Genomic DNA, 11,863 nt, shown 5'->3' with positions numbered 1-11,863 from the left:
AGTATTTAGCGCTTTGCTTTCAGTGCTTTCGCGAACTCCAAAGCATGAGGGCCGTCACCGTGGATACACCACGTGTCGGCCTTTATTTTTTCGACCTGATCTAAGACATCTTGAACTTCGGTGAAGCATGCCCCCGGCTGACTACGCGGAGTTAAGGATCCATCACTTTCATAGCGGCGATCCGCGAAAGCCTCTTCTGCGGTTTTTAGGCCTTCGGCATTTCCAGCTGCGATAGACAAACTGTTTTTCAATCCAAACAAAATCAAACTGGGGTCCACATCTTTCACTGCTTTCGCAATGGCTTTTGCGACTTCTGGATTTTTTGCCGAAGTATTGTACAATGCGCCATGTGGTTTCACATGGTTTAACGTACCACCTGCGGTTTTAACGATTTGATTCAGTGTTTCAATTTGTTTTTTAACCAATAGATAGATCTCCTCCGGACTAAGTTCAATCTCTTTTCTCCCAAAATTCTCCCGATCTAGATAGGATGGATGTGCTCCCATTTTTACGCCGTGGCGAATGCATAAGGCAACCGTTTCGCGCATGGTATATCCATCCCCGGCATGAAATCCGCAGGCAATATTTGCTTCATCGATGTAGGGCATGAGTTCGGCATCATTTCCAATGCCTTCGCCAAGGTCGCAGTTTATTTGCATAGAGAGGTATCTAAAAAAAAGCCTGTGTTTCCACAAGCTCGTTTATTTCAAATTTCGGTAGGCTTAGCCTAATATGATGTCTTTTTTCATGGGCAGGGTTTTTAAATACTGTTAAACCTTCGTTAAAGGTACTCATTAATTTTTCAATTGATTCCGCTAATTCCTATTTTAATTCAACAGAATTTCCAGATAAAAATTTCCCAGAACTAATGCGATCTAAGCTAGGGTAATCCTGCACGAAAACTTTATTGAATCCTGATAAGGCATGTTTTGCAATGATGGTTAGTCGAATAAAGGAGGATTCATCCTGCCATGTTTCTTCAAGCGGTTCAATCGTTCGAATACGTACGGCGTGCAAAGAAAATTGATCTGTTTTTCTCTCGCGCGGAACGTAGGCAATAAAATTATCTTTTAGTTTAATATCTCGTCCTTGCAAATTACTTCCGTTGAAAGTTCCTACTGGCTTATAAAAAGTGAGTTCGATGTGTACGTCAAAGATTTCAGAGTTAGTTAAGTTAACAAACTTGAACAAATAGTTTTGTTCTCCATTAAATCGGATTCGACTGATTTGATTTGAAATGAGAATTTTAGGTTTCTTATTGAGAAGAAAGAAGACCAAGAATAAATAGGACGATAGTAGTCCTGCTGCGATACTTAGAATAAAATTCATAGTGGTTATTTTTTCAAAGGTATTTCTATTTCACCTTCATTCAATCTTCCACTTTCATTTTATCAGCTAATTGATAATCAACAAAAAAGCCGGTATAAAACCGGCTTCCTTATTTTTTATTCCTGGATAAAAGGATAATTTTCTTCTACATACACATCTTTGTAAGCCTCAGATTTATCTGGGAACGGAGATGTTTCTGCGAAATCAACGGATTCTTGTACTAGAACCTTGATTTTAGCATCAATCTCGTCTAATTCTGCTTGCGTTAAGATGTTGTGCTCTAAGATCGTGTACTTCACCTGTTCGATAGGGTCACGGTCTTTGTAAGCCTCAACCTCTTCTTTAGAGCGGTATTTCTGTGGATCAGACATCGAGTGACCTCTGTAACGATACGTTCTGAATTCTAAGAAAGTAGGACCTTCTCCGGCACGCGCGCGCGCTGCAGCACGTGAAACTGCCTCATGTACGGCCTCCACATTCATGGCATCTACTGGCTCAGATGGCATGTCGTATGCCTCACCAATTTTGTATAATTCAGTTACGTTAGAGGTACGTTCTACGGAAGTACCCATCGCATAACCATTGTTTTCTACCACGAAAATCGCAGGTAATTTCCAAAGCATCGCCATGTTAAATGCCTCGTGTAAAGCACCTTGACGAACCGCACCATCACCAAAATACGTGATAGAAACGTTTCCAGTTTTTTTGTATTTCTCGGCGAAAGCAAGACCAGCACCTAAAGGGATTTGAGCCCCTACGATACCATGGCCCCCTACGAAACCTACTTCTTTATCGAAGATGTGCATGGAGCCACCTTTTCCTTTAGAAGCTCCGGTGATTTTACCGTATAATTCCGCCATAATTGCGTTAGGAGAGGTTCCTAATGCCAAAGGGATACCGTGGTCACGGTATGCAGTGATGTATTTATCACCTTCCTTTAGGGCAGATTTTGAGCCAGAAGAACAAGCCTCTTGTCCAATATATAAGTGACAGAAGCCTTTTATTTTCTGCATTCCGTACAACTGACCGCATTTCTCTTCGAATTTGCGTTGTAATTGCATGGATTCGTACCAATACTTGTAAGTCTCTTTAGAATACTTGGGCGCGTCTGCGTTTTTCTTTGCCATCTTCTTAATAGAATATTTTTAAAGCGGTATGCCGGGTTAATTCCGGCGCTAATCCCTGCAAAATTAGTACAAAATCTTTATTTTTACACGCTTTTAATCGCATTCCTACATCCATGCATCTCAAATCTCTTCAGGTAAATCAGTTTAAATCCTATGAGGAGGCTAGATTTAGCTTTATTTCCGAGATTAATTGCATTGTGGGGGAGAACGGGATCGGGAAAACGAATCTCTTGGATGCCATCCATTTCCTTTCCATGACAAAAAGTGCGCGGGGAATTTCGGATCAGCTTTGCATCAAGCATACGCAGGATTTTTTCCGGGTACAGGGCGATTTTGTCGATACACAGGATCGTGAAACGCAGATTACTTGTTTGTTTCAGAAGGGTGCCAAAAAGCAATTCCTCCGCGATGACAAACCCTATCCCCGCTTAGCAGACCACATTGGCCACTTCCCAGTGGTTTTAATGGATCCACACGATACCGATTTAGTCCGCGAAGGAAGTGAAGAACGCCGCCGTTTCTTTGACGGGATGATGTCCCAGCTCGACCGCAATTTCCTGGATCAATTATTACGCTATAACCGCATCGTCCAGCAGCGCAACGTATTGCTAAAGCAATTCGCAGAACATGGCCAGGTTGATCGCCTGCATTTGGATAGTTACCACGCACCTTTGGTGGAGTTAGGCGAATCCCTAGCAAAAGCCCGCAAAGAATTCCTGGAGGTCTTTTTGCCCAGTTTTAAGTTTCATTATTCCAAACTTTCAGACGACCGCGAGGACGTCGATATTCAGCTCGAATCCACCTTCGAAGCTGGGGGCTTTGACGCGGCGCTTCGCGCCGCGGAACCGCTGGATTTGTCCGCGCAGCGGACATCCATCGGAATTCATCGAGATGAATTTGATTTTCAAATCAATGGCTACTCCTTACGCAAGTTTGGCTCCCAAGGCCAGCAAAAATCCTTCGTCGTTGCGCTAAAACTAGCGCAATTTGACTCCCTCGTGGCCGCCAAACCCCGTAAACCCCTCTTACTCCTCGACGACATCTTCGACAAACTCGACGACCGCCGCATCCAGCGTTTGGTCCAAATGATGGCTGAAGAACACTTTGGCCAAGTCTTCATCACCGATGCTAGACCAGAAAGAACGAAGAAGCTGTTGAAGGATTTGAAGGGGAATATTCATTATATTTCGCTTTAGCGAAATTCAAAGAGCAAAGATCAAAGTTCAAAGTTCAAAGAAGTGTAGAGATAAGAGAGTATAGATAAGGATGGTGAATGGTAAGTGGTGAATGGTAAATAAGTCCGGAGGAAATCACTCCGCAGTGAGGTAGTCCGAAGTCCGTAGGGAAATCCAATATCTCTACTCTATACTCTCTACTCTATAATCTACTATCTTGACAAAAGTTGTCAATACCTGAAAACCCCTCTCAGTGCCTCGAGCTTATTTTCACTCAAAAGTGCCCTGTTTCGACCTATTGACTAAATCGCGTAGCGATGACTAAGACGAAGTCGACTACGGCGCTCCGCGCCGATACACACCATAAAAAAAGGGTGACAGAATCTGCCACCCTTTTTAAAATACTGACAACTGGCCACTGACCACTGTCTACCGTTCGCGAAGCGAACCTCGACCACTGTCTACTGTTCGCAAAGCGAACTATAAATTCTTTTTCTTCAACTCCTTCACCGCGAAGTCAGCTGCACGAGCTGTCATAGCCATGTAAGTTAACGAAGGATTCACACAAGAAGCAGATGCCATCACAGCACCATCCGTCATGAACACGTTTTTCACGTCGTGTAACTGGTTGTTCTTGTTCACGATCGAGTTCTTCACGGAAGTACCCATACGAGCTGTACCCATTTCGTGGATACCTAAACCGATGTGCGTGCCTTGCTTGTTGTAGGCATTGATGTTTTTGAAACCAGCAGCCTCTAACATAGTCGCTGCATCGTTCATCATGTCCTCGCGCATTTGTAATTCGTTTTGGCCAAACTCAGCAGAGAATTCCAATACTGGTAAGCCCCACTTGTCTTTCTTGTCGCTCAGAACGAAACGGTTCTCTGGATTTGGAAGAATTTCTCCAAAACCACCGAAACCTACTGTCCATTGTCCAGGGTGTGTTAAGCTCTCTTTGAACTCAGCGCCAAAGCCATCCGCTCCCACACCACGGCCCCAACCTTCGCGGCTCGCGCCACCTTGGTATCCGAAACCACGAGAATAAGCACGTTTGTCTTTACCCCAGTTAGAGAAACGAGGAATATATAAACCATTTGGACGATTTCCGAACATGTAATCTTTCTCAAAACCTTCTACCGTTGCACTTGCACCCGCACCTAAGTGGTGGTCCATGATGTTACGACCTAATTGATCTGAATCGTTTCCTAAACCGTTTTGGTAACGGTTAGACTTCGAGTTCATTAAGATGGAGGTAGATTGGATCGCACCTGCATTTACGAAGATGATTTTCGCAAAATATTCTTTAGACTCTTTTGTGATTTGGTCGATCACGCGAACACCTTTTGCTTTTTGAGTAGCCTCATCGTAAATGATCTCTGCTGCAATGGCATTGTGAATCATGGTTAAACGATTTGTGCGCATCGCTGCTGGCAAGGTCGCCGAAAGAGACGAGAAGTAAGCACCGTAAGGGCAACCACGCATACATTTATTACGGAAGTTACAAGACGAACGACCTAAATCTGTATGTTGTTTTCCTGGATTAGTTAAGTGAGCGACACGACCTATAGTTACTGGGCGGCCTAATTTCTTATTCACTGCATTTTTGAAGTGAACTTCCGGTGCAGTCATCTGCATGGCTGGTAAGAAATCAGAATCTGGTAACACGTCTAAGCCTTCCGCTTGACCGGAGATACCAGCAAATTTCTCCACGTAAGAATACCAAGGAGCTAAATCATCATATTTAATCGCCCAAGGAGTACCGATACCCTCTTTTTCGTTCGCTAAGAAGTCCTCGCGGTTCCAACGGTACGTTTGGCGACCCCATAATAAAGATTTACCACCTGTGTGGTAAGCGCGAGTCCAATCGAATCCGCCTCTTTTCTCGATGTAAGGGTTTTGCTTGTCGTTTTCGAATAAATAACGATGCTCTTCATTAGGTGTGTAGCCAGTACGCATACCTGCCCAATATTCTTCAGCAGCCATATTCGTAGGGCGACCACGGTGATCGAATTCCCACGGGTTTTTCATCGCTGTTTCGTAGCCTTCGATGTGCTTGATCTCGCGGCCACGCTCTAAAACAGCCACTTTTAAGCCTTTTTCTGTTAATTCTTTTGCAGCCCAACCTCCGGAGATACCTGATCCTATGACGATTGCGTCAAATGTTTGGCCTTTAATTGCATCTATATTAAGATTCATTGTCTTCTAAATTTATCAGATTAATACATGAAAGATTTTTGAGTCGGCTTCATATCCGTAATCAACTCATACTTGCCAGGAGTTGGCTCGTAAACAAAGGAAGCTTGAGCTCCTTTTTCGGAAGTGTAGTATCCTAACAAGGTTAGTTCTTTCATTAATCTCCAGAATGGAACACCATTAGCGCCTTCTAATGTGTCCTTGTCAATGTTATCACCCACTTTGATTTTCTTCTGAGAAAAGCTCTTCATTAAATCCTTCGTATTGGCTTCTAATAACGTTAACATAGCCACTTGACTTGAAGCAGGTTGTGCTAAGAAATTAGCCTTAGCTAAGTCATTCACCCCTTTTAGGAAGCTGTAATGTTCTGGTTTTTTGTAACAATCTTGTAACATCATTTCGATGAAGGAAGGAACACCTGCATCGATCGCGCCTGGTGTAGACGTTCTTGGAATGATATGTTCAGCAACGGCTGAGACGATTTTGCGTTGCGCATCAGATAAGCTGAAATCTGAGGCAGCGATGGAGCTATTGCCGTTTCTCACATCCATAGCCATTAGGGTAGGAGCTGTGAAAGCACCCCCTAATAACAGGGCGATTTGAGAGATGGCATCTCTTCTTTTCATCATGGTATTTTTTGTTAAATTGTTCTAGGTATTCGCCTAAAATGAGGCCGAAAACAAATTTAATGACATTCTTCATTATTCAAGGGCAAAATGTGATTTTTTTGTTAATTTTCTGTCATGAACAAACGCACCTTCCTTAAAGCCTGTACACTTTTAGGGGCTTCGGCTCCTTGGTATTCGTATGCCAAAACTCAAACGGTCGAGTCACTTGCCTCAGACGAAGATTTTTGGGCGGGAATTCGAGGAGGATATAAACTGAGTTCAGACTTTATTAACCTCGAAAGCGGTTATTATAATATTACTCCGGAGGCGACTTTGGAAAAATACTTCAGACATATCCGAAAAGTAAATGCCCAAGGCGCGTATTATATGAGAACGGTGCAGTTTGAGAATAAGAATCGGATCGCGGCACGTGTTGCTCGCCTGGTGGGTTGCCCAGAAGACACGCTCGTTTTAACGCGAAATACAACGGAATCATTAGATACGATTATTGCCGGTTTTCCCTGGAAAGCCGGGGACGAGGCCATTTTTGCGATGCAAGATTATGGTGCGATGCAAGACATGTTCAAGCAGGTGGCACGTCGTCATGGAATCGTCTTGAAAGTCATCTCATTGCCTGTCAATCCGGCTTCAGATCAAGAGATCGTTGATTTGTATGCCAAAGCCATCACGGATAAAACCAAACTCATCATGGTGTGCCATATGGTAAACATTACCGGCCAAATCAATCCCGTCCGCCAAATCTGCGACATGGCCCATGCCCGCGGAGTGGAAGTGATGGTAGACGGAGCTCACGCCGTTGCACAATTTGAATTCAAAATTTCAGACCTGAACTGTGACTACTATGGAGCGAGTTTACATAAGTGGCTGGCGGTGCCTTTGGGCGTTGGAATCTTACATGTTCGCAAGGAAAAGATTGCGCAAATCTGGCCGCTGATTGCTGAGGAAGGCGTTCCATTATCGGACATTAAACACCTAAATCATGTGGGAACGATTCCGGTTCATACGGATTTAGCGGTAGACGACGCGATTGATTTCTACGAAAAACTGGGCCCTGCACGTAAGGAAAAACGCCTGCGCTATTTGCAAAATTACTGGACTACTAAAGTTCGCCCGCTGCCTCGTGTTCGATTACACCATCCGGCGGATCCCACTAAGTCTTGCGCCATTGCCAATGTGGGCATTGAAGGAATCAAGCCTTCTGTTTTAGCAGAGCGTTTGATGAAAGAATACAATATCTTCACCGTAGCCATCGATGGTGGTAACATCCATGGGTGCAGAATTACCCCGAATGTCTTCACGACCCTGAAAGAGCTCGACGTATTAGTGAAGGCGATTAGCGAATTAGCAAGCTAACGGGTGATTTGACTAAGATATCTTGGTGGCTGTCCGTTAGTGTTCCGGTTTTATCGTCGAAATAAAATACTTGCACGCGGTCTTCCTCTTGACTCGCGACTAACACAAATTTACCCGAAGGATCGAAGGTAAAATTGCGGGGGATTTTAGCGACATTTTGGTGAAATATTCGCGTTAATTTTCCATCTGCTTCGATCTTAAATACCACAACTTGATTGCTCGAGATGCGGTTGGAGGCTAAAATCCACTTACCATTCGGAGATATATGAATGTCTGCGGAGCCTTTCACTTTTGCATCAGAGGTATCCGCTGGGATGCTTTGGATCTTTTCTAATTGCGAACCTTTCACCGCGAACACATCTACATCTGAACTCAATTCATTCAACAAATAAGCGCGGTCGCCTTTCGCATTGAAGCGGATGTGGCGAGGTCCGTTGCCGGGGGTAAGGGCGATTTCTGTGCGACCCTCCGCGAGTCGACCATCCCCTAAAATAGCGTGCGCATAGATCTTGTCCGAGCCTAAATCCGTCACAAATAACGTATTTTGATCAGGAGAAAGAGCGACCATGTGGGCGTGGGCGCTGTTTTGGCGGTCTTTATTTGTGCTGGATCCGGAGTATTCGATGTATTGAGCTAAGGGTTTGAGTCTCCCGGAAACAGTTTGAAAGACACTTACACTACCACCCGAATAATTCGCGGTATAAACCGTTTGAGACTTCTCGCGGTACAGAATGAAGCAAGGGTGATCGCCACGGCTTAATTCGGTGTTTATGGCCTCGTATTTTCCATTGCGCATTTGAAAAGAGGAAACGCTCGCTTTGCCGTCGCCTTCTTCCGAAACGGAGAATAAGTATTCACCAGAAATTGCCTGATAGGACGCAGCAGGGGAGTTCAAGGCATAGCTTTTGGAAGCTTTACCGGTCTTCTCATCCCAATTAAATACCTCGATACCGGGGTTTCCTTTGGACGTATAGGAACCAATAATCAGTTGCGGAAGTAGTAAAATCGTGCTCAAAGTCATATCCTTGGTGGGATTAATTTGTAAACCACCGGGGTCACGATGCGAGATAGGAGGGTGGAGCTAATAAGTCCGCCGATCATCACGATCGCAAGGGGTGAAATAAGGGGATTTGTGGAAATGGCGATAGGAATTAGACCGCCGATCGCCGTCAACGTAGTTAAGATAATCGGTAAGAAACGCACTTCGCCGGCCTCGCGGATGGCCTGCTCCATCGGCATGCCTTCAGCGCGAAGCTGGTTCGTGAAATCTACCAACAAGATGGTATTTTTCACCTCAATACCTGCGAGTGCAATCAGTCCCACCGTCGCCACAAAGGAAAGCGGCGTTCCGGTAAACCAAAGTGCTAAAAGTGCCCCCACGATCCCTAAAGGAATCACAGAAAGTACGATCAGGGTACTTTTAAAAGTCCCAAACTCGAGAATTAATACCGCGATAAAGAAGAAAATAGTCACTAAAATAATCGTCCCAAACCCGCCAAAACTCTCATTCTTACTCTCCACTTCACCACCCATCTCGAAGTGGTATCCAGCAGGCAAGGCGATCTTCGCGAGACTCTTTTCGGTCTCTGCAATCACCTCGTTGTTCAAAAATCCTTTCTCAACAAACGAACTCACAGACACCAAACGATTCTTGTTCAAGTGGCTAATGCTCACGGGGGAGGTTTGCAATCTGAACGAAGCCACCTGACTCAACGGAATGGCCGTTCCCTGCACATTATTCACATACAGGTTATCGAATACTTCCAGGCTAGGGTGCTTCGGATGCGGCTTAGAAACTACGATGGCATATTCCTTGCCTTCTTTGTCCGTCATTTTGCCCAAATCGAAACCAGCCACCACCAAGCGTATCATGCGGTCGATGCTGACTGTCGGGATTCCCAACATACTCGCTTTCTCCTTGTTGATGTCGAATTTGATGTCCGATTTCAGGTTTTTCAACGGGTTTTTCACGTAAATCGTGCCTTTCGTGTTCTTTAACATCGTTTCGACGCGGCTGGCGATTTGACGTAAAGTGTCTACATTATCTCCTAAAATACGGACCTCTATGGGTGCCACCACCGGCGGCCCTTGCTCGAAGTTTTTCACCTCGATGGTCGCAGCAGGATAGTTCGTGTATTTCGTGCGCAATTTCTCGATTAGGTTGATTTTCTCGTCTGCACCTAGGTCATCCTGTAATTGGACGAACAAGTTGCCATAATCAGTTCTGTCATTCAGCGGAATCGCGTTATAATAGATGCGTGGATTTCCTTTACCCACATTTGCAGAGACGTATTTTACTTCGGGCAGCTTGCGCAAATCGCTTTCGATCAGTTTGGAAACTGAATCCGTGTAGGCCATATTAGACTGCAAGGGGCTGAAAATATTGACCATAAATTGCGGCTTTTCAGACGCCGGGAAGAGACTGAATCCAACGACAGGGAAAAGTCGTAACGAGGCAACGAAAATCACGAGCGCAATCAATAAAGTCATTTTAGGGCGAATAATCGCCCAATCTAACAAACGAGAATACGAATCCGAAATCAGCTTTTTCAACACACGCATGAATAGATTTCCCTCTGGATTTCCCTGATGGGATTTCAGAATGCGGCTCGATAAAAACGGAACTACCGTCAACGAAACCACTAAGGAAGCCACAATACAGAAGATCACAGCCATCGGAAGACTGCGGATGAATTCGCCAGACGCCTCTGGTAAAAAGACCAAGGGCAAAAAGGCAATAATCAAGGTCACCGTGCAACCTAAAACGGCCATTCCGATCTGATTTGTTGCCTTTAAGGTCGCGTCTAATCGGCTGTGACCCTCGCGCATCCAGCGTTCAATATTCTCTACCACCACGATGCTGTCATCCACTAAAAGTCCCAGTGCTACGACTAAACCCACAATACTCAGCTGGTTCAGGCTGTAGCCCATGATGTTCAACAGAATAATTCCGATCGCTAAGGATAGCGGGATCGAAATCATCACGATGGATGCCGCGCGCAAACCGAGCGGTAATAAAGTCAATGCGACCAATAAAATGGCGATGATAAAGTCCTTCAATAGGCCGCTAAGGCGGGTATTGACGTTTTCGGCTTGGTCGAAATTCACGACTAAGTCGATGTTCTTCGGCAAAGTCTTCTTGAATTGCTCGATCACCGGTTCGTAAGCGGCCTGGGTTTTCGCGATGTTTTCGCCGGATTTTTGGGCGGCCGTCACGAATAGACAGCGGTTCTGGTTCAAGCGCGTGATGTGATTTTCTGGGGCGTAGTCGAAATAGACTTTGGCCACATCCGACAACAGCACGTTTTTCCCTTGATACGAGAACACAATCGTATTTTTGATCTCGTCGATGTTCTGGTAATTACCGGACGTCAGGATGTTGTAGGACTTCGTGTTCTCCACGATACTTCCACCGGGAATGTTCGCAATTTCGCTTTGGATCGCTTGCAGCACGCGGTCAGGTGAGACCTGCATCTGCGCCATCTTTTCGATGTTCAAATCGATCCTCACTTGTGATTCTGGCAAGCCAGAAATCGTCACTTTCTTCAGGGCCGTTACCTTTTCCAGATCCTCCTGTAGACGTTCGGCCGTGATTTTTAATTGGTCCAAAGACGCATTGTTCGAAATCAACGCCATCTGCAACACGTTTGTACCAGAGGGAGTGGCTTTCTGAGCCTCGAGTTTGATGACCTCTTTAGGTAATTCCCCTTTAATGCTGTTCAATTCGCGAACAACCTCGGAGTATTTCTCGTCCACGTTCACGCCGTATTTATAATAGACCGCGAACACCGCTAGCCCATCACTAATCGTCGTGTTGATCTTGCGCACGTTCTCCAGTTCGTACAATCTTTTTTCGACCGGCTTTACCACTAACTCCTCCATATCGTCCGGACTCGTGCCCGGGTAAACAGCGATAATAGGGAATTGAGGGGCATTCATATCCGGATCTTCCGCCCGGGGCATCGTCATAATCGTGACAATCCCCACGACCACGACCATCAAAAACATCGTGAGCGTAAATTGGTAATTCTTTACCGCGTAGTTAGCTATCTTCATA

9 protein-coding genes are annotated in these 11,863 nt (G+C 45.1%); 2 read left to right on the top strand and 7 right to left on the bottom strand.

The window, feature by feature from the left end:
- Positions 1-5: 5 nt before the first annotated feature.
- The 3 genes from ACRZ9O_RS08715 to pdhA all read right to left on the bottom strand — a co-directional run bounded on the left by ACRZ9O_RS08715 (position 6) and on the right by pdhA (position 2,456).
- Positions 6-659, bottom strand: coding sequence for a 5-oxoprolinase subunit PxpA (locus tag ACRZ9O_RS08715; protein ID WP_459458299.1), 654 nt, complete (start codon positions 657-659; stop codon positions 6-8).
- A 163-nt stretch (positions 660-822) separates the two neighbouring features.
- Positions 823-1,329 carry a hypothetical protein gene (locus ACRZ9O_RS08710; protein WP_459458297.1) on the bottom strand — a complete coding sequence of 169 codons (507 nt, stop codon included), beginning with the start codon at positions 1,327-1,329 and terminating at the stop codon, positions 823-825.
- Between the two features lie 116 nt (positions 1,330-1,445).
- Positions 1,446-2,456: a pyruvate dehydrogenase (acetyl-transferring) E1 component subunit alpha gene (pdhA, locus tag ACRZ9O_RS08705; protein WP_459458295.1), complete on the bottom strand. Its 1,011-nt coding sequence runs from the start codon at positions 2,454-2,456 to the stop codon at positions 1,446-1,448.
- A gap of 113 nt (positions 2,457-2,569) precedes the next feature.
- Here pdhA and recF point away from each other — a divergent pair, with 113 nt between their 5' ends.
- Positions 2,570-3,652 (top strand): DNA replication/repair protein RecF, encoded by a 1,083-nt coding sequence (recF, locus tag ACRZ9O_RS08700; RefSeq protein WP_459458293.1) that lies wholly within the window; start codon positions 2,570-2,572, stop codon positions 3,650-3,652.
- Positions 3,653-4,111: 459 nt separating this feature from the next.
- On the opposite strand, the gene ACRZ9O_RS08695 is transcribed toward recF, so the two are convergent.
- On the bottom strand, positions 4,112-5,827 hold the full coding sequence (locus ACRZ9O_RS08695) for an FAD-dependent oxidoreductase (protein WP_459458291.1): 1,716 nt from the start codon (positions 5,825-5,827) through the stop codon (positions 4,112-4,114).
- Between the two features lie 20 nt (positions 5,828-5,847).
- Positions 5,848-6,453, bottom strand: coding sequence for a gluconate 2-dehydrogenase subunit 3 family protein (locus ACRZ9O_RS08690; RefSeq protein WP_459458289.1), 606 nt, complete (start codon positions 6,451-6,453; stop codon positions 5,848-5,850).
- Positions 6,454-6,567: 114 nt separating this feature from the next.
- Here ACRZ9O_RS08690 and ACRZ9O_RS08685 point away from each other — a divergent pair, with 114 nt between their 5' ends.
- A complete protein-coding gene (locus tag ACRZ9O_RS08685) occupies positions 6,568-7,806 on the top strand; it encodes an aminotransferase class V-fold PLP-dependent enzyme (protein ID WP_459458287.1) in 1,239 nt (412 codons plus the stop codon).
- On the opposite strand, the gene ACRZ9O_RS08680 is transcribed toward ACRZ9O_RS08685, so the two are convergent.
- Together ACRZ9O_RS08680 and ACRZ9O_RS08675 are read right to left on the bottom strand one after the other, a co-directional pair.
- Positions 7,787-8,827 carry a lactonase family protein gene (locus ACRZ9O_RS08680; protein ID WP_459458285.1) on the bottom strand — a complete coding sequence of 347 codons (1,041 nt, stop codon included), beginning with the start codon at positions 8,825-8,827 and terminating at the stop codon, positions 7,787-7,789. The two genes, ACRZ9O_RS08685 and ACRZ9O_RS08680, sit on opposite strands and share 20 nt — an antisense overlap.
- Positions 8,824-11,862, bottom strand: a complete 3,039-nt coding sequence (locus ACRZ9O_RS08675; protein WP_459458283.1) for an efflux RND transporter permease subunit — start codon at positions 11,860-11,862, stop codon at positions 8,824-8,826. The genes ACRZ9O_RS08680 and ACRZ9O_RS08675 overlap by 4 nt, the downstream gene beginning before the upstream one ends.
- Between the last annotated feature and the right edge of the window lies 1 nt (position 11,863).

This window comes from Aquirufa sp. HETE-40SA (assembly GCF_054558635.1).
The sequence above is the reverse complement of the archived record's forward strand: the minus strand, read 5'-3'. Positions and strand labels throughout refer to the sequence as shown.

What these genes read in the sequence shown, in the direction of transcription:
- ACRZ9O_RS08715 (WP_459458299.1), bottom strand. Translation starts at nt 659, where the DNA reads ATGCAAATAAACTGCGACCTTGGCGAAGGCATTGGAAATGATGCCGAA.
- ACRZ9O_RS08675 (WP_459458283.1), bottom strand. Translation starts at nt 11,862, where the DNA reads ATGAAGATAGCTAACTACGCGGTAAAGAATTACCAATTTACGCTCACG.
- ACRZ9O_RS08680 (WP_459458285.1), bottom strand. Translation starts at nt 8,827, where the DNA reads ATGACTTTGAGCACGATTTTACTACTTCCGCAACTGATTATTGGTTCC.
- ACRZ9O_RS08695 (WP_459458291.1), bottom strand. Translation starts at nt 5,827, where the DNA reads ATGAATCTTAATATAGATGCAATTAAAGGCCAAACATTTGACGCAATC.
- ACRZ9O_RS08685 (WP_459458287.1), top strand. Translation starts at nt 6,568, where the DNA reads ATGAACAAACGCACCTTCCTTAAAGCCTGTACACTTTTAGGGGCTTCG.
- ACRZ9O_RS08690 (WP_459458289.1), bottom strand. Translation starts at nt 6,453, where the DNA reads ATGATGAAAAGAAGAGATGCCATCTCTCAAATCGCCCTGTTATTAGGG.
- recF (WP_459458293.1), top strand. Translation starts at nt 2,570, where the DNA reads ATGCATCTCAAATCTCTTCAGGTAAATCAGTTTAAATCCTATGAGGAG.
- pdhA (WP_459458295.1), bottom strand. Translation starts at nt 2,456, where the DNA reads ATGGCAAAGAAAAACGCAGACGCGCCCAAGTATTCTAAAGAGACTTAC.
- ACRZ9O_RS08710 (WP_459458297.1), bottom strand. Translation starts at nt 1,329, where the DNA reads ATGAATTTTATTCTAAGTATCGCAGCAGGACTACTATCGTCCTATTTA.